Source organism: Streptomyces sp. NPDC004629 (assembly GCF_042873595.1).
In the GTDB taxonomy this organism is placed as follows: Bacteria; Actinomycetota; Actinomycetes; order Streptomycetales; family Streptomycetaceae; genus Streptomyces.
Genome location: NZ_JBIALO010000027.1, coordinates 41,913 through 64,320, shown reverse-complemented (window position 1 = coordinate 64,320; position 22,408 = coordinate 41,913). Strand labels below are relative to the sequence as shown.

The following is a 22,408-nucleotide window of genomic DNA, read 5'->3' as shown; positions in this document are numbered from 1 at the left end:
GTCTTTCCCCTTGCCCGGGTCTTCCCCCTCGCCCGGTTCGCGCCCGATCGCGGCGTCGCGCCCGATCGCGGCGTCACACCCGATCGCGGCGTCACACCCGGGGCAGGGACTCGACTCCGATGCCCCCCTCGATGGCCAGGATCCGGTGCAGCCGGGTGGCGACGAGCAGGCGCTGCATCTGGGGCGGTACGTCGCGCAGCACCAGGCGGCGACCGCAGCGGCCGGCCCGCCGGTGCGCTCCCATGATCACCCCGAGCCCGGTGGCGTCCCAGGAGTCGAGTTCGGACAGGTCGAGGACCAGGTCGCCGACTCCGTCGTCGACGGCCGAGTGCAGGACCGTACGGGCGTCCGCCGCGCTGCGGACGTCGAGGCGGCCCCCGACGACCAGCTCGGCGTGGTCGCCCCTGATGTGCATAATGCGCTCCCCGTGAGTGCGGCGGCGTAGTCGGACGGTGCTGTGCACCGTCTGACTGCTTCAGCGGCGACCAGGTTGCCGTCTGTCAGCGAACCGATACCGAATTCACCCTTGAGGGTGATATCTCAGGGGTCGGTGCGGTCTCGGCGAGGCTGCTCGATCGGAGGTCAGCCGGAAGGTCGGCCAGAGGTCGGCCGGAGGTCAGTAGGTGTAGAAGCCCTGCCCGCTCTTGCGTCCGATGTCACCGGCGTCAACCATCCGGCGCATCAGCTCCGGCGGCGCGAACTTCTCGTCCTGGGACTCGGTGTAGATGTTGCTGGTGGCGTGCAGCAGGATGTCGACGCCGGTGAGGTCCGCCGTGGCGAGCGGGCCCATGGCGTGGCCGAACCCCAGCTTGCAGGCCAGGTCGATGTCTTCGGCGGTGGCGACGCCCGACTCGTACAGCTTGGTCGCCTCGACGACGAGCGCCGAGATCAGCCGGGTGGTGACAAAGCCGGCCACGTCCCGGTTGACGACGATGCAGGTCTTGCCCACGGACTCGGCGAACTCCCGTGCGGTGGCGAGGGTTTCGTCGCTGGTCTTGTAGCCGCGGACGAGTTCGACCAGTTGCATCATCGGCACCGGCGAGAAGAAGTGCACGCCGACGACCCGCTCCGGGCGCTCGGTCACCGCCGCGATCTTGGTGATGGGGATGGCGGAGGTGTTGGAGGCGAGCACGGTGTCCGGGCGCACCAGTTTGTCGAGCGCGCGGAAGATCTCGTGCTTGACGTCCAGCTTCTCGAAGACGGCCTCGACGACGACGTCGGCGTCCGCCGCGGCGTCCAGGTCGGTGGTGGCGGTGATGCGGGCGAGTGCGGCGTCGGCGTCCTGCGCCGCCATCTTCCCCTTGCCCACGAACTTGTCGTACGAGGCCCTGATCGCGTCGGTGCCACGCTCCACCGCCTCGTGGGTGACGTCACGCAGAACCACGTCCCAACCCGCCTGCGCGGAGACCTGGGCGATGCCGGACCCCATGAGACCGGCCCCGATGACGGCGAGCTTCCGTGCCACTCCGACTCCCCTTACGCACTGTTCAGATTGCCTCTCCGGCGGACCCTAGCAGTGCCCGTACGGGGCTGTACGGCCGCTGATCGGCGATCCTCCTCACAGTCCGGAACGCATGGATTCCGGCTCCCCGCGCCACGCACGTCCGTGCCGGACCGATGCGGGCGGGCCGGGGCCGTCCGTCCTGCGCCGGGCACGCCCTCGGCATGCGTGGAGGCAGCGTCTAGATTGGCCACATGGTCAATCTGACGCGCATCTACACCAGGACCGGCGACCAGGGCACCACGAACCTCGGTGACATGAGCCGGGTCGCCAAGACCGACCTGCGGATCGCCGCGTACGCCGACGCCAACGAGGCGAACGCGGTGCTGGGCACGGCGATCGCGCTGGGCGATCTCGACGCGGAGGTCGTCGAGGTCCTGACCCGGGTGCAGAACGACCTGTTCGACGTGGGCGCGGACCTGTCGACCCCGGTGGTGGAGAACCCCGAGTTCCCGCCGCTGCGGATCGAGCAGTTCTACATCGACCGGCTGGAGGCCGACTGCGACCGCTTCAACGAGCGGCTGACGAAACTGCGCTCCTTCATCCTGCCGGGTGGCACCCGCGGCGCCGCCCTGCTCCACCATGCCTGCACGGTCGTCCGCCGCGCGGAGCGCTCGACCTGGACGGCCCTTGAGGCGCACGGCGACACCATGAACCCGCTCACCGCGACCTATCTCAACCGGTTGTCCGACCTGCTGTTCATCCTGGCCCGCACGGCGAACCAGGAGACCGGCGACGTGCTGTGGGTACCGGGCGGGGAGCGCTAGCCGTTTCGCCCCGAGGGGCGCGGGCGCGCTCAGGGCAGCTTGGCGGAATCCCGCTGCCCGGCGGGTGCGCGCTTGGGGAACAGGGTGTAGCTGGCGGCGATCACCACGTTGATCCCGATCAGCCACACCATCCTCAGCTGCCAGGCCCGCAGCGATCCGGTCCCGCCGTCGGAGCCGACGTACCAGACCGCGGCCTGCAACAGCGCGATGGCGACCGCTGAGGCGAGGATCCAGCGGCCCGCGGTCCGCCACTCGTGGACGGCGCGGGCCATGCCGTACTTGGGCGGCTTCACCGGCGGCGGCCCGCCCGCGAAGCGATGGGCGACCCGGGCGTCGACCCACTTGATCGTGGCGTGCCCGAGGCCCACCGTGAAGCCGATGTAGACGGCCGCGAGACCGTGCCGCCAGTCCGGCTCCGCCCCGTTCTTGAGGTCGATCGCCGTGACGGTGAACAGCACGATCTCCAGCAGCGGCTCGCACAGCAGCAGCGCCAGGCCGGTGCGCGGCATCCGCAGCAGATACCGGAAGGCCAGCCCGGCCGCCAGCAGCACCCAGAACGCCACCTCACAGGCGATGATCAACCCGACGATCACGGTTCGCTCCCCTCGCTCACCCCTCCAGTCTTCCGGCCCGGGCCGCCCGTTTCGTCGTCATCGGCGACGAACTCTCAGTACATCGAAAGATGCAGTGCCGGACACTCCCCCGGGAAGAAGCGGGCCGCCCGCGGGCCGTGTTGGATGGGGCCATGGCCCCGACCCTGCCCCTCCCGCACCGCGACGACCTGCGCATCGCGGTGGGCGGGTGGTTGGGCGGGCTGCTGCTGTGGGCGGTCGGCATCTTCCCCAGAGTCATGTCGGACGACCTGGTCCTGTGGCCCGGGTACTGGGCGCCCCTGGTGCCGCTGGCCGTGACGGCGGCCTGCGAGCCGCTGCGCCGCATCCGGCCCGGCCTGGGCCTGCTGATCGGCACGGTCGCGGTGGTCGCGGACCTGCTGACCCGGGGCAGCATCGCCACGATCGTGCTCTACACGGACCTGGTGTACGCGGCGGTCCTGTACGGCACGCCCGCCGCCGCCCGCCGCATCCCGTGGATCACCGGGCTGCTCACCGTGCTCGGCGGGGTGGTGCCGGCGGCGCTCTGGCGCGATCCGCAGGGGATGCTCATCGGGGTCGGCGTGGGCGTCGTCGCCTTCGCGCCGGCCGCGACCGGCTGGGTGGTGCGCAACCACCGGGACGCGGCCGAGGCGGCGCGGCTGCGCGCGGAACAGACCGCGCTGCTCGCCGAGATGGACCGCACCCAGGCCGTCACCGCGGAACGGGCGCGGATGGCACGCGAGTTGCACGACCTGGTGGCCAACCATCTGTCCGCCATCGCCATCCACTCCACCGCCGCACTGTCGATCGACGACCCCGGAACCTCCAAGGCGGCGCTGGGGGTGATCCGGGAGAACAGCGTCGAGGGGCTGGCCGAGATGCGCCGGCTGATCCGGATCCTGCGGGACCACGCCGACGACGAGCCGTTCGCCACCCCCACGCTGGACGGCCTGGGTACCCTGGTCGACGGCGCCCGCGCCAACGGCCTCGACGTCACGCTCGACACCGGGCACGACCGGGTCCCGGCCCCCGTGGAGCTGGCCGCCTACCGGATCGTGCAGGAGTCCCTGACCAACGCGCTCAAACACGCGGGTCCGGGGCGGGTCACCGTCCGCCTCGTCCAGCGTGACGGCGTCCTGGACGTGCGGGTGAGCAGCCCGTACGGCCGTCCGCAGGGCCCTCGGGCGCCCGGCTCCGGGGCCGGACTCATCGGGATGCGGGAACGGGCCGTGCTGCTGGGCGGCGGCTTCGAGGCCGGCCCCGAGGGCACCGTGTGGACCGTGCGCGCCACCCTTCCCGTGACCGAAGGAGACCCCGAATGATCCGTGTTCTGGTCGCCGAGGACCAGTCCGCCGTCCGCGCCGGGCTGGTGCTCATCCTGCGCAGCGCGCCCGACATCGAAGTGGTGGGCGAGGCGGCGGACGGCGAGCGGGCGGTGGAGCTGGCCCGGGAGCTGCGGCCGGACCTGGTGCTGATGGACATTCAGATGCCCCGCAAGGACGGGGTGGCGGCGACCCGCGAGGTCGTCGGGGAGCGGCTCGCCGATGTGCTGGTGCTGACCACGTTCGACCTCGACGCGTATGTGTTCGGGGCGCTGCGGGCCGGGGCCGCCGGGTTCCTGCTGAAGAACACCGACGCGAGGGACCTGCTGTCGGCGGTGCGCACGGTGGCGCGCGGGGAGGGGATCGTCGCTCCGGCGGTCACCCGGCGGCTGATCGCCGAGTTCGCCGCCCGGCCGGTGCGCCGGACGACGGCCGATCCGGCGGCGCTTGAGGCGCTGACGCGACGGGAACGTGAGGTGCTGTCGTGTCTGGGTGAGGGGCTGTCCAACGCGGCGATCGGGGAGCGGCTCGCCATGGCCGAGGCGACCGTGAAGACCCATGTGAGCCGTCTGCTGGCCAAGCTGGAGCTGCGCAGCAGGGTGCAAGCCGCGGTGCTGGCACAGGAGTTGGGGATCTGACCGACCACAGGCGTAGTGGTCCAGACCTATTGACCCGTGGTCCAGACCTTTCTATTCTCGCGGCACTGTGGGCGTGAAGGCTCAAGTCATGCCCCGACACCCCGGTCACCGGTTCTGGCGCCCTGGTGGCCGACAACAGAAGAGGAGGCGCGCGATGCGCTTCAGACACAGAGCCGCGGCAGGGTTCGCGACCCTGTTGCTCCCCCTCGCCGGACTGGTCGGCCTCGCCGGTCCCGCCCAGGCGGCCGAGACCGCCACGGCCACCTACACCAAGACCCAGGACTGGGGAACCGGTTTCGAGGGCAAGTGGACCGTCAAGAACACCGGCACCACGACCATCAGCTCCTGGACCATCGACTGGGACTTCCCCTCCGGTACGTCCGTCACCTCCTCCTGGGACGCGGACGTCACATCCTCCGGCACCCACTGGACCGCCAAGAACAAGTCCTACAACGGCACCCTCGCCCCGGGCGCCTCGGTCTCCTTCGGCTTCAACGGCGCGGGCTCCGGCTCCCCCGCCAACTGCAAGCTGAACGGCGGCAGTTGTGACGGCACCACGGTACCGGGCGACAACCCGCCGTCCGCGCCGGGCACCCCGACGGCCTCGGGCATCACCGACACCTCGGTGAAGCTGTCCTGGTCGGCGGCCACCGACGACAAGGGCGTCAAGAACTACGACGTGCTGCGCGACGGCGCCAAGGTCGCCACCGTGACGACCACCTCGTACACGGACACCGGCCTGACCGCGGGCACCGACTACTCGTACAGCGTCCGGGCCCGCGACACCGCCGACCAGACCGGCCCGGCCGGCGGCGCGGTCGCCGTGCGCACCACCGGGGGCACCACCGAGCCGCCCACCGGCGACAAGGTCAAGCTCGGCTACTTCACCGAGTGGGGCATCTACGGCCGCAACTACCAGGTCAAGAACCTGGTGACGTCCGGCTCCGCGGCCAAGATCACGCACATCAACTACGCCTTCGGCAACGTCACCGGCGGCAAGTGCGCGATCGGCGACTCCTTCGCCGACTACGAGAAGTCCTTCACCGCCGACCAGTCGGTCAGCGGCGTCGCCGACACCTGGGACCAGCCGCTGCGCGGCAACTTCAACCAGCTGCGGCAGCTGAAGGCCAAGTACCCGAACCTCAAGGTGCTGTGGTCCTTCGGCGGCTGGACCTGGTCCGGCGGCTTCACCGAGGCGGCCAAGAACCCGGCGGCCTTCGCGCAGTCCTGCTACGACCTGGTCGAGGACCCGCGCTGGGCCGACGTCTTCGACGGCATCGACATCGACTGGGAGTACCCGAACGCCTGCGGCCTGAGCTGCGACAGCAGCGGGCGGGACGCCTTCAAGAACCTGATGTCGGCGGTGCGGGCCAAGTTCGGCGCCAAGTACCTGGTCACCGCGGCCACCACGGCCGACGGCTCCTCCGGCGGCAAGATCGATGCCACCGACTACGCGGGTGCTGCGCAGTACGTCGACTGGTACAACGTGATGACGTACGACTTCTTCGGCGCCTGGGCGGCGCAGGGCCCGACGGCCCCGCACTCCCCGCTCACCTCCTACAGCGGCATCCCGACCGCCGGCTTCACCACCGCCGACGCGATGGCCAAGTACAAGGCGCAGGGCGTGCCGGCGAAGAAGCTGCTCATCGGCATCGGCTTCTACGGACGCGGCTGGACCGGGGTCACCCAGGACGCCCCCGGCGGCACGGCCACCGGACCGGCGGCGGGCACCTACGAACCGGGCATCGAGGACTACAAGGTGCTCAAGACGTCCTGCCCGGCCACCGGCACCGTCGCGGGCACGGCGTACGCAAAGTGCGGCAGCAACTGGTGGTCGTACGACACCCCGGCGACCATCGCCACGAAGATGGCGTGGGCCAAGTCCCAGGGTCTGGGCGGCGCGTTCGTCTGGGAGTTCAGCGGTGACACAAGCAACGGTGAGCTGGTGAGCGCCGTCAACACCGGCCTGTCGTAAGGCTGCTCGCAAGAAGGTTCGCCGGAACAACGGGCAGTGAGCGGTATTGACGCTTCCTGGGACCTCGTCCGGGGCCCCACCCAACGGGTGAATGCGGCTAGGCCACATTCACCCGTTGGCCGGGCGGGGCTGCTTCAAGCCACGCGAGGAAACCGGTCAGCGCGTCTTCGCTCATGGCGAGTTCGAGGCGGGTGCCGCGATGGGCACAGGCCAGGATCACCGCGTCGGAGAGCAGGGCCAGTTCCTCCTCGCCCTCCGGGACCCGGCGGCCGGCCACCTCGATCGCGGAACGCTCCAGGACGCGACGCGGACGGTAGGCGTAGGAGAAGACGCGGTACCACTCGATGCGGTCGCCGTTGTAGCGGGCGACGCCGTAGCTCCATCCCTTGCCGCTGGTGTCGGGTTTCTCCGGCACGTCCCAGCGCAGCGAACAGTCGAACGTCCCCCCGGAGCGCTGGATGAGCCGGCGGCGCAGTCCGAACAGGAACAGCCCCACCACCACGAGCGCTACCACGACTCCGCACACAGTCAGAGCGAGGACCATCGGCACCGACCTCCTCGTCTCCTAGGTAACGGAACGGAAAAATCACCCACATCTGCCTCAGCCGCGGCCGGTACCGGATTGCTCCGGTACCGGCCGCGGCTGAGTGACGTCATCGCACGACGCTCCCCCAGAGCCTAGAGGACTGGGAGGCGTCCTCGGTCAGCGCGTCGTCGCCGCACGCAGGCGGACGTCCGCACGTCGCTCGGCGACGGCATCGCCTTCCGCCTTCGCGCGCTCCAATTCCCGCTCCACGCGCTGGACGTCGATCTCGTCCGACAGTTCGGCGATCTCGGCCAGCAGCGACAGCTTGTCGTCCGCGAACGAGATGAAACCGCCGTGCACCGCGGCGACGACCGTTCCACCATCACTCGTACGGATGGTCACCGGGCCCGACTCCAGCACACCGAGCAGCGGCTGGTGACCGGGCATGACGCCGATGTCGCCGGACGTGGTGCGCGCGACGACCAGGGTTGCCTCACCGGACCAGACCTTACGGTCGGCGGCGACCAGCTCGACGTGCAGCTCAGCAGCCAAGGGTGGCTCCTCGGGTCACCACCCGGCGGAGGTGCCGGGTGTGGGGTCAATTCTAATGGGCTCTCATGGGCGCGGAGAGAGGGGCTGGACCCGCCCCGCAAGGGATGGGTCCGCGCCCCTCTCGGACGAGCACGGGGGCTCAGGAGACGCCCAGCTCCTTGGCGTTGGCCTTGAGGTCCTCAATACCACCGCACATGAAGAACGCCTGCTCGGGGAAGTGGTCGTACTCACCGTCGCAGATCGCGTTGAACGCGGCGATCGACTCGTCGAGCGGCACGTCCGAGCCGTCCACGCCGGTGAACTGCTTGGCGACGTGGGTGTTCTGGGACAGGAAGCGCTCCACACGACGGGCCCGGTGGACGACGAGCTTGTCCTCCTCGCCCAGCTCGTCGATGCCGAGGATCGCGATGATGTCCTGGAGATCCTTGTACTTCTGCAGGATCGTCTTCACGCGCATCGCGGCGCCGTAGTGGTCCGCCGAGATGTAGCGCGGGTCCAGGATCCGGGACGTGGAGTCCAGCGGGTCCACGGCGGGGTAGATGCCCTTCTCGGAGATCGGACGGGAGAGCACCGTCGTCGCGTCGAGGTGGGCGAAGGTGGTGGCCGGGGCCGGGTCGGTCAGGTCGTCGGCGGGGACGTAGATCGCCTGCATCGAGGTGATCGAGTGACCGCGGGTCGAGGTGATGCGCTCCTGGAGGAGACCCATCTCGTCGGCCAGGTTCGGCTGGTAGCCCACCGCGGACGGCATGCGGCCGAGCAGCGTGGAGACCTCGGAACCGGCCTGCGTGAAGCGGAAGATGTTGTCGATGAAGAACAGCACGTCCTGCTTCTGGACGTCACGGAAGTACTCGGCCATGGTGAGGCCGGCCAGCGCGACGCGCAGACGGGTGCCCGGGGGCTCGTCCATCTGACCGAAGACCAGGGCGGTCTTGTCGATGACGCCCGAGTCGGTCATCTCCTCGATGAGGTCGTTGCCCTCACGGGTGCGCTCACCGACCCCGGCGAACACGGAGACACCGTCGTGGTTGTTGGCGACACGGTAGATCATCTCCTGGATGAGCACCGTCTTGCCGACGCCGGCGCCGCCGAACAGGCCGATCTTGCCGCCCTTGACGTACGGGGTGAGCAGGTCGATGACCTTGACGCCCGTCTCGAACATCTCGGTCTTCGACTCAAGCTCGTCGAAGTTCGGCGCCTTGCGGTGGATCGGCCAGCGCTCGCCGTCGTAGGTCTCGCCGACGTTCAGCACCTCACCGAGGGTGTTGAACACCTTGCCCTTGGTGAAGTCGCCGACGGGGACGGAGATGGCGGAGCCGGTGTCCGTCACCGGGGCCTGGCGGACCAGACCGTCGGTGGGCTGCATGGAGATGGTACGGACCAGGCCGTCACCCAGGTGCTGGGCGACCTCCAGGGTCAGCGTCTTCCTCTCGCCCTCGTTCGCCGGGTCGGCGACGTCCACGTGCAGGGCGTTGTAGATGTCCGGCATCGCGTCGACGGGGAACTCCACGTCGACGACCGGGCCGATGACCCGGGCGACGCGGCCCGTAGCCGTCGCGGTCTCAACAGTGGTGGTCATTTATCGGTCACTCCCCGCGGTCGCGTCGGCCAGGGCGCTCGCGCCACCGACGATCTCGCTGATTTCCTGGGTGATTTCGGCCTGGCGGGCCGCGTTGGCAAGCCGGGAGAGCGTGTTGATCAGCTCGCCCGCGTTGTCGGTGGCCGACTTCATCGCGCGCCGCGTGGCGGCGTGCTTCGAAGCGGCCGACTGGAGGAGCGCGTTGTAGATACGGCTCTCCACGTAGCGCGGCAGCAGGGCGTCGAGGACGTCCTCCGCCGAGGGCTCGAAGTCGTACAGCGGAAGGATCTCGCCGCTGGGCCGCTGCTCCGCCACCTCGTCGAGGCGCAGCGGCAGCAGTCGGGCGTCCAGCGCCGTCTGCGTCATCATCGACACGAACTCGGTGAAGACCATGTGGAGTTCATCCACACCGCCGTTCGCCGTGTCCTGCTCGATGGCCTTGATCAGAGGCTCCGCGACCTTCTTGGCGTCCGCGTACGTCGGCTCGTCGGTGAAACCGGCCCACGACTCCGTGACCTTGCGCTCACGGAAGTTGTAGTGGGCCAGCCCGCGACGGCCGACGATGTACGTGTCGACCTGCTTGCCCTCGCGCTCCAGGCGCTCGGTCAGCTGCTCCGCCGCCTTGATGGCGTTGGAGTTGAAGGCGCCGGCCAGACCGCGGTCGCTCGTCAGGAGCAGGACCGCGGCACGGGTCGGGTTCTCCGCCTCCGTGGTGAGCGGGTGCTTGGTGTTCGAACCGGTGCCGACCGCCGTGACCGCGCGGGTCAGTTCCTGCGCGTACGGCGTGGAGGCCACCACCTTGCGCTGCGCCTTGACGACGCGCGAGGCGGCGATCATCTCCATCGCCTTGGTGATCTTCTTGGTCGCGGTGACGGATCGGATGCGACGCTTGTAGACCCGGAGCTGGGCTCCCATGAGTCAGGTCCCTTCCTTACGTCACTTGGCGGCAGCGGCCGGAGCGTCCTCGCCGAGCAGCTTGCCGTCGGAGGTCTCGAACTGCTTCTTGAAGTCCGCGATCGCGTCGGCCACGGCCACCAGCGTGTCGTCGGACATCTTGCCGCCCTCCCTGATGGAGGTCATGAGGCCCTGCTCCTTGCGGTGCAGGTACTCAAGCAGCTCCTTCTCGAAGCGGCGGATGTCGGCGACCGGCACCTCGTCCATCCGGCCGGTGGTGCCGGCCCAGACGGAGACGACCTGGTCCTCGGTGGCCATCGGCTGGTACTGGTCCTGCTTCAGCAGCTCGACCATGCGCTGACCGCGCTCCAGCTGGGACTTGGACGCGGCGTCCAGGTCGGAACCGAAGGCGGCGAACGCCTCCAGCTCACGGAACTGGGCGAGGTCCACGCGGAGCCGGCCGGAGACCTGCTTCATCGCCTTGTGCTGGGCGGAGCCACCGACGCGGGAGACCGAGATGCCCACGTTCAGGGCCGGCCGCTGACCGGCGTTGAACAGGTCGGACTCCAGGAAGCACTGGCCGTCGGTGATGGAGATGACGTTGGTCGGGATGAACGCCGACACGTCGTTGGCCTTGGTCTCGACGATCGGCAGACCGGTCATCGAGCCGGCACCCATGTCGTCGGAGAGCTTGGCGCAGCGCTCCAGCAGCCGGGAGTGCAGGTAGAAGACGTCACCCGGGTAGGCCTCACGGCCCGGCGGGCGGCGCAGCAGCAGGGACACGGCACGGTAGGCGTCGGCCTGCTTCGAGAGGTCGTCGAAGATGATCAGGACGTGCTTGCCCTGGTACATCCAGTGCTGGCCGATGGCCGAGCCGGTGTAGGGCGCCAGGTACTTGAAGCCGGCCGGGTCGGACGCCGGGGCGGCGACGATGGTCGTGTACTCCAGCGCGCCGTTCTCCTCCAGCGCGCGGCGGACCGACGCGATGGTGGAGCCCTTCTGGCCGATGGCGACGTAGATGCAGCGGACCTGCTTGTTCGGGTCGCCGGAGCGCCAGTTGTCGCGCTGGTTGATGATCGTGTCGACGGCCAGGGCGGTCTTGCCGGTCTGGCGGTCACCGATGATCAGCTGGCGCTGGCCGCGGCCGATCGGGGTCATCGCGTCGACGGCCTTGTAGCCCGTCTCCATCGGCTCGTGCACCGACTTGCGCTGCATGACCGTGGGGGCCTGCAGTTCGAGGGCACGACGGCCGTCGGTCTCGATCTCGCCGAGACCGTCGATCGGGTTGCCGAGCGGGTCGACGACGCGGCCGAGGTAGCCCTCACCGACCGCGACGGAGAGGACCTCACCGGTGCGCTGCACCGGCTGACCCTCCTCGATGCCGCTGAACTCACCGAGGACGATGGCACCGATCTCGCGCTCTTCCAGGTTCAGCGCGAGGCCGAGGGTGCCGTCCTCGAACTTCAGCAGTTCGTTGGCCATGGCCGAGGGCAGGCCCTCGACCTTCGCGATGCCGTCGCCGGCAAGGGTGACCGTACCGACCTCCTCGCGCGAGGCCGCGTCCGGCTTGTACGACTGGACGAAGTTCTCCAGCGCGTCCCGGATCTCCTCCGGCCGGATCGTGAGCTCCGCCATCTGGGTTCCCTGCTCTCCTTGTTGGGCCCGAAGTTTCACTTGGGGGGATGGGGACTCCCCCCATCTGGAGGTGAATCCTCTGCACGGCCCAACCAGGGCCGCCATCAGTACGTACTGCTTCTTGAGTTGCTGCTAGCCCGCCATGCGGCGGGCGGCGTCCTCCAGCCGGTCCGCGATCGAGCCGTTGATGACCTCGTCGCCGACCTGCACCCGGATACCGCCGACGACCGCCGGATCCACATCGAGGTTGAGGTGCATCGTGCGGCCGTAGAGCTTCGCCAGGGCGGCGCCCAGGCGCCGCTTCTGTGTGTCGCTCAGCGGTACCGCCGAGGTGACGACGGCGACCGTGCGGTCCCGTCGCTCGGCGGCGAGCTTGGACAGGGCTTCGATTCCCGCTTCCAGGCTACGTCCACGCGGCGCGGTCACAAGGCGCGTCACCAGACGCTCGGTGGTCGCATCGGCCCGGCCCCCGAGCAGCCGGTGCAGCAGCTCGGTCTTGGCCGAGGTGCCGGCGCCACGGTTGGTGAGCGCGGCGCGCAGCTCGGTGCTGGAGGAGATGATCCGGCCGAACCGGAACAGCTCGTCCTCCACGCTGTCGAGCCGGCCCACCCGCTGCGCGGCCGTGAGGTCGGCCACATCGGCCAGCTCCTCCAGCGCGTCCACCAGGTCGCGCGGCTGCGACCAGCGGGAGCGGACCATACCGGACACCAGGTCCGTGGCCGGGCCGCTGATCTGGCCGCCGACCAGGCGCTGGACCAGCTCGGCCTTGGCCTCGCCGGGCTGCGCCGGGTCGGTGAGGACCCGACGCAGCGACACCTCGCGGTCGAGCAGCGCGGTGACGGCCGCCAGCTCGTCGGCGAGCCGCGCCGCGTCCACGGACGTGGCGTCCGTCAGCGCGTCGAGACGCTCACGTGCGGCTGTCAGTGCCTCGCGGCTCGCTCCGTTCATCGCGCCGCCTCGGCCTTCTCGTCGAGCTCGTCGAGGAAGCGGTCGATCACGCGGCTCTGCCGGGCATGGTCGTCAAGGGACTCACCGACGAGCTTGCCGGCCAGTTCGGTGGCGAGCTTGCCGACGTCCTGGCGCAGCGCGGCCGAGGCGGCCTTGCGGTCGGCCTCGATCTGGGTGTGACCGGCGGCGACGATCTCCTCACGCTGCCGCTGGCCCTCGGCGCGCATCTCGGCGATGAGCGCGGCACCCTGCTCCTGCGCCTCCTGGCGCAGCCGCGCGGCCTCGTGCCGGGCCTCGGCGAGCTGCGCCTTGTACTGCTCAAGGACGCTCTGGGCTTCGGTCTGCGCGGCCTCGGCCTTCTCGATACCGCCCTCGATGGCCTCGCGGCGCTGCTCCAGAACCTTGTTGATGTTCGGAAGGAGCTTCCAGGCGAGGAAGCCGAAGACGATGACGAAGGCGAGCAGGCCGATGACAAGCTCGGGAATCGGCGGAACGAGGGGGTTTTCCATCTCCTCGGCCGCCACAATGAGCATCGGGCTCATGTCAGTGCCTTTCGTCTAGGGGGCTGTCGCTGATCGGTCGGCCGATCAGGTGCCGTAGACGAACGGCATGACCAGGCCGATGAGGGCGAGCGCCTCACAGAAGGCGAAGCCGAGGATCTGGTTGGCGCGGATCAGGCCGGCCGCCTCGGGCTGGCGGGCCAGGGCCTGGGTGCCGTTACCGAAGATGATGCCGACGCCGACGCCGGGGCCGATGGCAGCAAGGCCGTAACCGATGGAGCCGAGCGAGCCGGAAACAGCGGCAAGGGTCTGGGACATGCCAGTTCTTCCTTCTTCTTTACGGACCGGTGGGGGTTGGCCACCGGACGACTTGGGGGTCGGGGTGCGGGGTGCTCAGTGGTGCTCGGCGAGCGCGCCCTGGATGTAGGTGCACGTCAGCAGCACGAAGACGTACGCCTGCAGTGCCTGGATGAAGAGCTCGAAGGCCGTCATCACGATGGTCATGATGAAGCTGACGCCCGCGTAGGCGATGCCGATGCCGTTCAGCAGGTACCAGCTGGCGATCGTGAAGAGCAGCAGCAGGGTGTGGCCCGCGAACATGTTCGCGAAGAGCCGGACCGCGTGGGTGAAGGGCCGCACCAGCAGGTTCGAGAAGAACTCGATGGTCATGGCGAGCGGCAGCACCGCGCCCAGCGACTTGTCGTAGCCCGTGACGTTCTTGAAGAAGCCGACGAAGCCGTGCCGCTTGAAGGTCAGCGAGACCCACAGCACGTAGACGATCAAGGCCAGGACTGCCGGGTAGGCGATGATCGACGTCACCGGGAACTGGGCGACCGGGACGATCGACCAGAGGTTCATCATCCAGATGAAGAAGAACAGCGAGACGATCAGCGGGACGTACTTCTCGCCCTCCTTCTTGCCGATCGTCTCGTACACGACGCCGCGCCGGATGAAGTCGTAGCCGGTCTCGGCCACCATCTGGAGCTTGCCGGGCACGACCTTCGGCCTGCGGAAGGCGGCCCAGAAGAACCCGACGATGATGATCGAGCCGAGCAGGGCCAGCAGCATCGGCTTGTTGAAGTACTGGTTGCTGTCCGCATTGCCCCAGAGGGGCTCGAACAGGAACGAGTGCAGGCCCGGAGCGGGGAAGCCACAGCCGTCAAAGATGTGGCAGTCGGTCTCGAAGGCGAGCACCTGCGTCGGGTCAGCACTCACCGCGGGCTCCTTCTGCGTGGCGCATGGGTACGGCAACCTCGTTGTGTCGGCGCGGCGCACGGCCGCGGTTCGGCACTGGACTGGTGTTACGGATGTGGGGGCGGCTGGGGGACATCTCGCCTCGCGATTGAGCAGGCGTCAGCTCGGATGCCCGCGCCCGCGATGCCGCAGTTGGCACCGGACGATAGCAGCATCTCTCATGCGCCTTTATCCCGGCCCTACCTCTCACGACGAGTGCCCGGACTTCTCGGACCTGTCGCCGCTCACAGGAGCGGCCGAACCGGGCTCGACGTAGAGGATCTTGGACTTCATGTGCGCACGCGTCTGGGCCGCGATCCAGCTGAGGGTGGCGAGGACGAGCGTGAGCGCGAAGGCCCGGGGGTTGAACAGCGTGGTGTTCTTGAACGCCGCGACGAACACGAACAGCAGCAGGATCTGCGCCGCGTAGAGCATCAGGCCCATGGCCTGGAACAGGTGCGGGAGCGATGCGGCGGTGCGCTGCAGGGCGTAGAGGCCGAGCCCCATGAACAGGATCACCACCAGCGTCGCGACGCCCGCCCCGATGGCTCCCTTGCCGCCCGCGACCACCGCGCTGACGACGGCGGCGAGCGCGCCGACGGCAGCCGTGGGCACGGCGGCCTGGGCCAGGGTCCGGACGTCATTGGACGGCATGGCGGCAACTCCGCTTTTCACAGGGGGCGAGGGGTGTCGTCATGGACGAGCGTAGCCCCGGGCTGAGTGGGCGAGACCTCACACCAATGGACTGTGGCACGGGGGCCCGTCGGCTGTGTCCGGGGTTCTCGTGAACCGTATCACAAACTATTTGATGAGGTCTTTACCTGGTAGGTGTGCTTGCTGTCACACATGAGGGTGACAGCGCGCGTTTGTGCAAGAACCCAGCCCAGTTGTCTGGTATTGGGGCTTTTGCTACCCCACGACTTGGCAATGCTCTCGTCAGATTCTTACCTTGGGCGTCAGCGAGACGTACCCGCGTTGCGCCCGTCCAGGAGGCGCGAACGAGGGCCGATGGCGCTCGCCCCATTGACCCCGGCGGTGACCGGAGCACGCTGTTCGTCCTCAACTGGCGCCGTGCCGGGGCCGGTTGCCACGGGCGCCGGCACCCGCCGGCGCCGGTAGCGCGGCGGCACGAAGTGCTCGGCCCAGCGCGGGGCCCGGGGCGTGAACCGCGGCAGCAGGAGCAGCACCAGGCCGATCGCGCTGAGGAAGACCACACCGAGCACGATCCACATCGACGCGGAGTTCACGGAGTAGGCCAGCGCCCCGAAGGCGATCAGCGCCGACCAGAAGTACATGATCAGCACCGCCCGGCTGTGCGAGTGGCCGATCTCCAGGAGCCGGTGGTGCAGATGCCCGCGGTCGGCGGCGAACGGCGACTGGCCGCGCCATGTGCGGCGCACGATCGCCAGCACCAGGTCGGCGGCCGGCACCGCGATGATCGTCAGCGGCAGCAGCAGCGGGATGTACACGGGCACCGTCTGGTGCACCGCCGCCTTCTCCGAACCGGCGTACAGGTTCAGCGCGTCCGGGTCGACCTGCCCCGTGATGGAGATCGCACCCGCGGCCAGCACCAGGCCGATCAGCATCGAGCCGGAGTCGCCCATGAAGATCCGCGCGGGGTGCATGTTGTGCGGCAGGAAGCCCAGGCACATGCCCATCAGGATCGCCGCGAACAGCGTGGCCGGGGCGGCGGCCTCGATGCCGTACGAGTACCAGATCCGGTAGGCGTACAGGAAGAACGCCGCGGCGGCGATGCACACCATGCCCGACGCGAGGCCGTCCAGACCGTCCACGAAGTTCACCGCGTTGATCGTGATGACGACCAGCGCCACCGTCAGCAGCGTGCCCTGCCACGGGGTCAGCGCCACATTGCCGACACCGGGGATGGGCAGCCACAGGATGGTCAGGCCCTGCATGACCATCACGCCCGCCGCGATCATCTGCCCGCCCAGCTTGATCAGGGCGTCGATCTCGAACTTGTCGTCCAGGACACCGATCAGCCAGATCAGCGCGGCCCCGGACAGCAGCGCCCGCGGCTCGTTGGACTTGGTGAAGACCTCGTTGAGGTTGGTCAGATGGTCGGCCGCCAGCAGGCCCGCGCACAGGCCGAAGAACATGGCGATCCCGCCGAGGCGCGGAGTGGGCTCCCGGTGCACATCACGCGCCCGGATCTCCGGCATCGCCCCGGCCACGATCGCGAACTTCCGTACCGGCCCTGTCAGCAGGTACGTCACCGCGGCCGTGATGCAGAGCGTCAGCAGGTATTCACGCACAGGCTTCCCCACAGGTCTCGCTGGCCATCACAGCCCCACACCCTAGCGAGGGACGCATATGTATGGGGACTTCCGGGTAGCGACGATGGTTGCACGCGTGGCTGCGCGACACATACACGACCCTGCGCCTACCCGCATTCAGCCGGGATACGGCGGAAATCCACCGGCCAGCTCGCGCGCCTCCGCGCGGGCCCCGACCGGGTCGACCTCACCGCGCAGCACCCCCGCAAGCAGCGCCCCGATCCGGTCCAGCTCCGCCTCCCCCATGCCCTGCGTGGTCAGCGCGGCGGTGCCCAGCCGCAGCCCGCGCGCCTCGCCGTGGGGCAGCGCACAGCAGTCGAGGACCATTCCGGCGGCGGCGAGCCGGCCCCGCGCCGTCTTCCCGTCGACGCCGAGCGGCACCGGATCGGCGGTGATCAGATGGGTGTCCGTGCCGCCGGTGGTCACCGCCAGCCCCTCGGCGGCCAGCCGGGCCGCCAGCACCCGCGCGTTGGCCACCACCTGCCGGGCGTACGCGGCGAACGCCGGCCGCGCCGCCTCACCGAAGGCCACGGCCTTCGCGGCGACGGCGTTCATCTGGGCCCCGGCCTGTGTGAACGGGAACACGGCCCGGTCGACACGCTCGGCCAGTTCGGCCCCGCACAGGATCATCCCGCCGCGCGGCCCGCGCAGCACCTTGTGCGTGGTGGCGCACACGATGTCGGCGTACGGCACCGGGCTGGGCGCCGCTCCCCCGGCGACGAGCCCGATCGGATGGGCGGCGTCCGCGATGAGATACGCGCCGACCTCGTCGGCCACCTCCCGGAAGAACGCGTAGTCCAGGTGCCGCGGGTAGGCGATGGACCCGCACACGATCGCCTTGGGCCGGTGCGAGCGGGCCAGCGCCCGCACCTGGTCCCGGTCGATGAGCCCGGTCTCCGCGTCCACCCCGTAGCCCACGAAGTCGAACCAGCGGCCGGAGAAGTTGGCGGGCGAGCCATGGGTGAGATGGCCGCCGTAGGACAGCCCGAGGGCGAGGACCGTGTCGCCCGGCCGCAGCAGGGCGGCGTACGCGGCGAGCACCGCGGAGGAGCCGGAGTGCGGCTGGACGTTGGCGTGCGCGGCGCCGAACAGCGCCCTGGCCCGGTCCACGGCGAGCCGCTCGGCGACGTCCGCCAGCTCGCAGCCGCCGTGGTAGCGGGCGCCCGGGTAGCCCTCCGCGTACTTGTTGGCGAGCGGCGAGCCGAGCGCCGCCAGCACGGCCGGGGACGCGTAGTTCTCGGCCGCGCTCAGCTGAAGGGTGGTCGACTGCCGGGCCAGCTCGCCCAGCAGGATCTCGGCCAGCTCGGGGTCCTGCCCGCGCAGCACATCGGCCTCTACGAGGGTGTGGGTGACCGACATGACGGGCTCCCGGGCGGTCGACGGTGACGTACGTCCACTGTAGGCCCGGGGCGGAAGGGGTGCGCGGTCGGCTACATCCGTGCGGGGACACCGGTGAGGGCCGTGACCACCGGGTCCAGGGCCTCGTGTATCTCGTCGCCGATGGACCGGAAGAAGGTCAGGGGCGCGCCGTACGGGTCGTAGACCTCGTCGGCCTCGGCCGTGGGCGCCAGCAGCCAGCCGCGCAGCGCTGCGGCCGCCCGGACCAGCGCGCGGGCCCGCGCGACCAGGCCGTCCTCCAGCGGCGGCAGCGTCGTCGGGTCTATCGCCCGGACCAGCCGGGTGAACTCCTTCAGCGTGAAGGTCCGCAGCCCGGCCGAATGGCCCATGGAGATGACCTGGGCCCGGTGGTCGCGGGTGGCGGTCAGCACCAGGTCGGCCGTGATCACATGCTCGTCGAGGAGTTCCCGGCCGGTGAAGCCGGAGGCGTCCGCGCCGAACTCGGCCAGCACGGCCTCCGCGTTGGCCTCCATCGGCGCGCCCTCGTGACCCCAGGTGCCCGCGCTCTCCACGATCAGCCCGCCGCCCAGGATGCCGAGGCGCTCCAGCACGAAATGGCGGGTCAGCCGCTCGGTGATGGGCGAGCGGCACACGTTGCCGGTGCTGACGTGGAGGATGCGGAAGGTGTCGCGCGGGAATCCGAAGGTCGTCGTCTCCTCCGCGCTGCTGTCCCCGTTTCCTATGCCACGCCCCGCTTCAGGGGCCGTCAATTCGCCACCTCAAGGTCGGGTACGACCTTTCGCAGCTCGTCCGGGGTGAGCGCGCCCTCGCGCAGCAGCACCGGCACCTCACCCGTGACGTCCACGATGGACGACGGCACGTTGCCGGGGGTCGGGCCGCCGTCGAGGTAGACGGAGACGGAGTCCCCGAGCATCTGCTGGGCGGCGTCACAGTCCTCCGGCGCCGGGTGGCCGGTGAGGTTCGCCGACGACACGGCCATCGGGCCGACCTCGGTCAGCAGCTCGATGGCGACCGGGTGCAGCGGCATGCGCACGGCGACCGTGCCCCGGGTGTCGCCGAGGTCCCACTGCAGCGACGGCTGGTGCCGGGCGATCAGCGTGAGGGCGCCCGGCCAGAACGCGTCGACCAGCTCCCAGGCCATCTCCGAGAAGTCCGTGACGAGGCCGTGCAGGGTGTTCGGGGAACCGATGAGGACGGGCGTGGGCATGCTGCGGCCCCGGCCCTTGGCCTCCAGCAGGTCGGCCACGGCCTCCGCGGAGAACGCGTCGGCGCCGATGCCGTAGACGGTGTCGGTCGGCAGCACCACGAGTTCGCCCCGGCGGACGGCGGACGCGGCCTCACGCAGACCCGTCGTACGGTCGGTGGCGTCATTGGTGTCGTATCGCCGTGCCATGTCTAGCGGTCTCCTTCTGTTGTCGCTCGGTTCGCCTCCGGGGTGCCCTCGGTCGGCCCGCTCGGCCCGGCCGCCGCGCGCGTCGGTGTCACGGCAGGGCCCTGCGGGCGGTCGCGAACCGGGGGCGGTTGTTGAGGTCGGGGTGGTCGGCCGCGTCGGCCCAGCCCCGTTCCTCGGTGAAGATCCACGGCACCTGGCCGCCCTGGGTGTCGGCGTGCTCGATGACCACGACGCCGCCGGGCCGCAGCAGCCGGTGCGCGGTGCGTTCCAGGCCACGGATCAGGTCGAGGCCGTCCTCGCCGGAGAACAGGGCCAGCTCCGGGTCGTAGTCGCGGGCCTCGGGGGCGACGTACTCCCACTCGGTGAGCGGGATGTACGGCGGGTTGGAGATGACGAGGTCGGCCTGGCCGTCGAGGTCAGGGAAGGCGTCCAGGGCGTTGCCCTGACGCAGGTCGACCCTGGAGCCCGCCATGTTCTTACGGGTCCACTGGAGGGCTTCCTCGGACAGCTCGACGGCGTGCACGCGCGAGCGCGGCACCTCCTGGGCGAGGGCGAGCGCGATGGCGCCGGAGCCGGTGCACAGGTCCACGATGAGCGGTTCGACCACATCCATGGCGCGCACGGCGTCTATGGCCCAGCCGACCACCGACTCGGTCTCCGGCCTCGGCACGAAGACCCCCGGTCCGACCTGTAGCTCCAGATACCGGAAATAGGCGCGCCCGGTGATGTGCTGGAGCGGCTCGCGCTGCTCGCGGCGGGCGACGACCTCCCAGTAGCGGGCGTCGAAGTCGGAGTCCTTCACCGAGTGCAGCTCGCCCCGCTTCACGCCGTGCACGAACGCGGCCAGTTCCTCCGCGTCGTTGCGGGGCGAGGGCACGCCGGCGTCCGCCAGCCGCTGGGTGGCCTGGGCCACCTCCGCGAGCAGCACGCTGCGGGAGGTCGGGGGTCGCCCCCCAAAAGGTTGCTGCACGCTCGTCCTCCGGTGTTCGGTACGTCGCCCAGTCGTCCTGGGTGCCTTAGGCGGCGGCCAGCTTCGCCGCCGAGTCCGCGTCGACACAGGCCTGGATCACCGCGTCGAGTTCGCCGTCCAGGACCTGGTCCAGGTTGTACGCCTTGAAGCCGACGCGGTGGTCCGAGAGGCGGTTCTCCGGGAAGTTGTACGTACGGATCTTCTCGGAGCGGTCGACGGTGCGGACCTGGCTGCGCCGGGCGTCCGCGGCTTCCCTCTCCGCCTCCTCCTGTGCCATGGCGAGCAGCCTGGAGCGCAGGATACGCAGAGCCTGCTCCTTGTTCTGCAACTGGCTCTTCTCGTTCTGGCAGGAGGCGACGACTCCGGTCGGGATGTGCGTGATGCGCACGGCGGAGTCGGTGGTGTTGACGGACTGGCCGCCCGGTCCGGAGGACCGGTAGACGTCGATACGGAGGTCGTTGGGGTTGATCTCCACGTCCACCTCCTCGGCCTCCGGGGTGACGAGGACACCGGCCGCCGAGGTGTGGATCCGGCCCTGCGACTCGGTGGCGGGCACCCGCTGCACCCGGTGCACCCCGCCCTCGTACTTCAGCCGGGCCCATACGCCCTGCCCCGGCTCGGTCTGCCCGCGGGACTTCACCGCGACCTGGACGTCCTTGTAGCCGCCCAGCTCGGACTCGGTGGAGTCGATGATCTCGGTCTTCCAGCCGACGCGCTCGGCATAGCGCAGATACATGCGCAGCAGGTCGCCGGCGAAAAGGGCCGACTCGTCGCCGCCCGCGCCCGCCTTGATCTCCAGGATGACGTCCTTGTCGTCGCTGGGGTCGCGCGGGATCAGCAGGAAGCGCAGCTTCTCGGTGAGTTCCTCGCGCTGCTTCTCCAGCTCCTTGACCTCGGCGGCGAACTCCGGATCGTCCGCGGCCAGTTCACGGGCCGTGTCGATGTCGTCGCCGGTCTGCTTCCAGGAGCGGTAGGCGGCGACGATCGGAGTCAGCTCGGCGTAGCGCTTGTTGAGCCTGCGCGCGTTGGCCTGGTCGGCGTGCACCGACGGATCGGCGAGCCGCTTCTCCAGGTCGGCGTGCTCACCGACGAGTTCCTCGACGGCCTCGAACATCTTGGGGCTCCTGTACTGCTCGGAAAAGGGGAAGGCGGGCGACCAAAAACGCCGGTCCCGGGCGTGCCCCGGTGAGGGGCACGGCCGTGGACCGGCGAATGGGGGCTCGCTACTTCTTGGAGCCGGCGGCAGCCTTGCCGAAGCGGGCCTCGAAGCGGGCCACACGGCCACCGGTGTCGAGGATCTTCTGCTTGCCCGTGTAGAACGGGTGGCACTCGGAGCAGACCTCGGCCCGGATGGTGCCGGACTCGATGGTGCTGCGGGTGGTGAACGACGCGCCACAGGTGCAGCTGACCTGCGTTTCGACGTACGCGGGGTGGATGTCGCGCTTCAAGGTGTCTCCTAGGTTTCGGGAGGGCGCCGGGTCGCAACCGCGGGGTGCGGAGGCGTGAACCGGAGCCGACGTACCAGTCTGCCAGGACTGGGGCCATCCCCCAAAACCGGCTGTGCGGGTCTTCTATTCCGCCGGGCGCCCAAGGGGGTGCCGCGGGCTCGCCGCAGGCGTGTGCGGCTTCGTCGTGGCCGGGCGCGCCTTATCGCGTGCCGCGGGCTCGCCGTGGGCGAGTGCGGCTTCGTCGTGGCCGGGCGCGCCTTATCGCGTGCCGCGGGCTCGCCGCG

At 69.8% G+C, this 22,408-nt stretch carries 24 protein-coding genes; 4 read left to right on the top strand and 20 right to left on the bottom strand.

All coding sequences use genetic code 11. From position 1 onward, the window contains the following. Positions 1-91: 91 nt before the first annotated feature. Together ACFYTE_RS32295 and ACFYTE_RS32290 are read right to left on the bottom strand one after the other, a co-directional pair. Positions 92-415 (bottom strand): STAS domain-containing protein, encoded by a 324-nt coding sequence (locus tag ACFYTE_RS32295; protein ID WP_007499006.1) that lies wholly within the window; start codon positions 413-415, stop codon positions 92-94. A 201-nt stretch (positions 416-616) separates the two neighbouring features. Continuing rightward, on the bottom strand, positions 617-1,465 hold the full coding sequence (locus ACFYTE_RS32290; protein ID WP_388718303.1) for a 3-hydroxyacyl-CoA dehydrogenase family protein: 849 nt from the start codon (positions 1,463-1,465) through the stop codon (positions 617-619). Between the two features lie 230 nt (positions 1,466-1,695). Here ACFYTE_RS32290 and ACFYTE_RS32285 point away from each other — a divergent pair, with 230 nt between their 5' ends. Further along, positions 1,696-2,268: a cob(I)yrinic acid a,c-diamide adenosyltransferase gene (locus ACFYTE_RS32285; protein ID WP_388718299.1), complete on the top strand. Its 573-nt coding sequence runs from the start codon at positions 1,696-1,698 to the stop codon at positions 2,266-2,268. A 29-nt stretch (positions 2,269-2,297) separates the two neighbouring features. On the opposite strand, the gene ACFYTE_RS32280 is transcribed toward ACFYTE_RS32285, so the two are convergent. Further along, positions 2,298-2,861: a hypothetical protein gene (locus ACFYTE_RS32280; protein ID WP_388718296.1), complete on the bottom strand. Its 564-nt coding sequence runs from the start codon at positions 2,859-2,861 to the stop codon at positions 2,298-2,300. Positions 2,862-3,013: 152 nt separating this feature from the next. Here ACFYTE_RS32280 and ACFYTE_RS32275 point away from each other — a divergent pair, with 152 nt between their 5' ends. The 3 genes from ACFYTE_RS32275 (at position 3,014) to ACFYTE_RS32265 (ending at position 6,796) form a co-directional block, all read left to right on the top strand. Next, the gene (locus ACFYTE_RS32275) at positions 3,014-4,183 is read left to right on the top strand and encodes a sensor histidine kinase (RefSeq protein WP_388718293.1); all 1,170 of its coding nucleotides are present in this window, start codon (positions 3,014-3,016) and stop codon (positions 4,181-4,183) included. Continuing rightward, complete coding sequence (locus tag ACFYTE_RS32270; RefSeq protein WP_388718290.1) at positions 4,180-4,821, top strand: response regulator; 642 nt, start codon at positions 4,180-4,182, stop codon at positions 4,819-4,821. Before ACFYTE_RS32275 ends, ACFYTE_RS32270 begins: the two co-directional genes overlap by 4 nt. A 154-nt stretch (positions 4,822-4,975) precedes the next feature. Continuing rightward, the gene (locus ACFYTE_RS32265; RefSeq protein ID WP_388718287.1) at positions 4,976-6,796 is read left to right on the top strand and encodes a glycosyl hydrolase family 18 protein; all 1,821 of its coding nucleotides are present in this window, start codon (positions 4,976-4,978) and stop codon (positions 6,794-6,796) included. Between the two features lie 97 nt (positions 6,797-6,893). Here the strand turns inward: ACFYTE_RS32265 and ACFYTE_RS32260 are convergent, their stop codons facing one another. The 17 genes from ACFYTE_RS32260 to rpmE all read right to left on the bottom strand — a co-directional run bounded on the left by ACFYTE_RS32260 (position 6,894) and on the right by rpmE (position 22,124). Next, positions 6,894-7,340, bottom strand: coding sequence for a DUF2550 domain-containing protein (locus tag ACFYTE_RS32260; protein WP_388718284.1), 447 nt, complete (start codon positions 7,338-7,340; stop codon positions 6,894-6,896). Between the two features lie 159 nt (positions 7,341-7,499). Continuing rightward, positions 7,500-7,874 carry a F0F1 ATP synthase subunit epsilon gene (locus ACFYTE_RS32255; RefSeq protein WP_351739899.1) on the bottom strand — a complete coding sequence of 125 codons (375 nt, stop codon included), beginning with the start codon at positions 7,872-7,874 and terminating at the stop codon, positions 7,500-7,502. Positions 7,875-8,013: 139 nt separating this feature from the next. Next, a complete protein-coding gene (gene atpD, locus ACFYTE_RS32250) occupies positions 8,014-9,450 on the bottom strand; it encodes a F0F1 ATP synthase subunit beta (protein ID WP_388718279.1) in 1,437 nt (478 codons plus the stop codon). Further along, positions 9,451-10,365 (bottom strand): F0F1 ATP synthase subunit gamma, encoded by a 915-nt coding sequence (locus ACFYTE_RS32245; protein WP_388718276.1) that lies wholly within the window; start codon positions 10,363-10,365, stop codon positions 9,451-9,453. It lies immediately after the preceding gene. Between the two features lie 21 nt (positions 10,366-10,386). Beyond that, the gene (gene atpA, locus ACFYTE_RS32240; RefSeq protein ID WP_388718273.1) at positions 10,387-11,979 is read right to left on the bottom strand and encodes a F0F1 ATP synthase subunit alpha; all 1,593 of its coding nucleotides are present in this window, start codon (positions 11,977-11,979) and stop codon (positions 10,387-10,389) included. Between the two features lie 132 nt (positions 11,980-12,111). After that, complete coding sequence (locus ACFYTE_RS32235) at positions 12,112-12,927, bottom strand: F0F1 ATP synthase subunit delta (protein ID WP_388718270.1); 816 nt, start codon at positions 12,925-12,927, stop codon at positions 12,112-12,114. Beyond that, positions 12,924-13,469 carry a F0F1 ATP synthase subunit B gene (locus ACFYTE_RS32230; RefSeq protein WP_388718267.1) on the bottom strand — a complete coding sequence of 182 codons (546 nt, stop codon included), beginning with the start codon at positions 13,467-13,469 and terminating at the stop codon, positions 12,924-12,926. The genes ACFYTE_RS32235 and ACFYTE_RS32230 overlap by 4 nt, the downstream gene beginning before the upstream one ends. 45 nt (positions 13,470-13,514) lie before the next feature. Further along, entirely contained in the window at positions 13,515-13,745 is a 231-nt protein-coding gene (gene atpE / locus ACFYTE_RS32225; RefSeq protein ID WP_028804225.1) for an ATP synthase F0 subunit C, read from the bottom strand. 75 nt (positions 13,746-13,820) lie between these two features. Continuing rightward, complete coding sequence (gene atpB / locus ACFYTE_RS32220; protein ID WP_388718264.1) at positions 13,821-14,642, bottom strand: F0F1 ATP synthase subunit A; 822 nt, start codon at positions 14,640-14,642, stop codon at positions 13,821-13,823. A gap of 225 nt (positions 14,643-14,867) precedes the next feature. Continuing rightward, the gene (locus ACFYTE_RS32215; protein ID WP_388718261.1) at positions 14,868-15,314 is read right to left on the bottom strand and encodes a hypothetical protein; all 447 of its coding nucleotides are present in this window, start codon (positions 15,312-15,314) and stop codon (positions 14,868-14,870) included. A gap of 302 nt (positions 15,315-15,616) precedes the next feature. Then, positions 15,617-16,933 (bottom strand): MraY family glycosyltransferase, encoded by a 1,317-nt coding sequence (locus ACFYTE_RS32210; protein WP_388718258.1) that lies wholly within the window; start codon positions 16,931-16,933, stop codon positions 15,617-15,619. Between the two features lie 138 nt (positions 16,934-17,071). After that, positions 17,072-18,313 (bottom strand): serine hydroxymethyltransferase, encoded by a 1,242-nt coding sequence (glyA, locus tag ACFYTE_RS32205; protein WP_388718255.1) that lies wholly within the window; start codon positions 18,311-18,313, stop codon positions 17,072-17,074. A 71-nt stretch (positions 18,314-18,384) separates the two neighbouring features. After that, complete coding sequence (locus ACFYTE_RS32200; RefSeq protein ID WP_388718252.1) at positions 18,385-19,062, bottom strand: protein-tyrosine-phosphatase; 678 nt, start codon at positions 19,060-19,062, stop codon at positions 18,385-18,387. Beyond that, entirely contained in the window at positions 19,059-19,706 is a 648-nt protein-coding gene (locus ACFYTE_RS32195; protein WP_388718249.1) for an L-threonylcarbamoyladenylate synthase, read from the bottom strand. Before ACFYTE_RS32195 ends, ACFYTE_RS32200 begins: the two co-directional genes overlap by 4 nt. An 88-nt stretch (positions 19,707-19,794) precedes the next feature. Beyond that, entirely contained in the window at positions 19,795-20,634 is an 840-nt protein-coding gene (gene prmC / locus ACFYTE_RS32190; RefSeq protein WP_388718246.1) for a peptide chain release factor N(5)-glutamine methyltransferase, read from the bottom strand. Between the two features lie 88 nt (positions 20,635-20,722). Beyond that, the gene (prfA, locus tag ACFYTE_RS32185) at positions 20,723-21,790 is read right to left on the bottom strand and encodes a peptide chain release factor 1 (RefSeq protein WP_388718243.1); all 1,068 of its coding nucleotides are present in this window, start codon (positions 21,788-21,790) and stop codon (positions 20,723-20,725) included. A gap of 109 nt (positions 21,791-21,899) precedes the next feature. Next, positions 21,900-22,124, bottom strand: a complete 225-nt coding sequence (gene rpmE / locus ACFYTE_RS32180) for a 50S ribosomal protein L31 (protein WP_014675000.1) — start codon at positions 22,122-22,124, stop codon at positions 21,900-21,902. Between the last annotated feature and the right edge of the window lie 284 nt (positions 22,125-22,408).

Coding starts and splice junctions, on each gene's coding strand:
- atpA (WP_388718273.1), bottom strand. CDS start 11,979: ATGGCGGAGCTCACGATCCGGCCGGAGGAGATCCGGGACGCGCTGGAG.
- ACFYTE_RS32275 (WP_388718293.1), top strand. CDS start 3,014: ATGGCCCCGACCCTGCCCCTCCCGCACCGCGACGACCTGCGCATCGCG.
- ACFYTE_RS32215 (WP_388718261.1), bottom strand. CDS start 15,314: ATGCCGTCCAATGACGTCCGGACCCTGGCCCAGGCCGCCGTGCCCACG.
- glyA (WP_388718255.1), bottom strand. CDS start 18,313: ATGTCGGTCACCCACACCCTCGTAGAGGCCGATGTGCTGCGCGGGCAG.
- ACFYTE_RS32245 (WP_388718276.1), bottom strand. CDS start 10,365: ATGGGAGCCCAGCTCCGGGTCTACAAGCGTCGCATCCGATCCGTCACC.
- ACFYTE_RS32230 (WP_388718267.1), bottom strand. CDS start 13,469: ATGAGCCCGATGCTCATTGTGGCGGCCGAGGAGATGGAAAACCCCCTC.
- ACFYTE_RS32195 (WP_388718249.1), bottom strand. CDS start 19,706: ATGGCACGGCGATACGACACCAATGACGCCACCGACCGTACGACGGGT.
- atpE (WP_028804225.1), bottom strand. CDS start 13,745: ATGTCCCAGACCCTTGCCGCTGTTTCCGGCTCGCTCGGCTCCATCGGT.
- atpD (WP_388718279.1), bottom strand. CDS start 9,450: ATGACCACCACTGTTGAGACCGCGACGGCTACGGGCCGCGTCGCCCGG.
- ACFYTE_RS32285 (WP_388718299.1), top strand. CDS start 1,696: ATGGTCAATCTGACGCGCATCTACACCAGGACCGGCGACCAGGGCACC.
- prfA (WP_388718243.1), bottom strand. CDS start 21,790: ATGTTCGAGGCCGTCGAGGAACTCGTCGGTGAGCACGCCGACCTGGAG.
- ACFYTE_RS32270 (WP_388718290.1), top strand. CDS start 4,180: ATGATCCGTGTTCTGGTCGCCGAGGACCAGTCCGCCGTCCGCGCCGGG.
- ACFYTE_RS32260 (WP_388718284.1), bottom strand. CDS start 7,340: ATGGTCCTCGCTCTGACTGTGTGCGGAGTCGTGGTAGCGCTCGTGGTG.
- ACFYTE_RS32265 (WP_388718287.1), top strand. CDS start 4,976: ATGCGCTTCAGACACAGAGCCGCGGCAGGGTTCGCGACCCTGTTGCTC.
- ACFYTE_RS32235 (WP_388718270.1), bottom strand. CDS start 12,927: ATGAACGGAGCGAGCCGCGAGGCACTGACAGCCGCACGTGAGCGTCTC.
- ACFYTE_RS32295 (WP_007499006.1), bottom strand. CDS start 415: ATGCACATCAGGGGCGACCACGCCGAGCTGGTCGTCGGGGGCCGCCTC.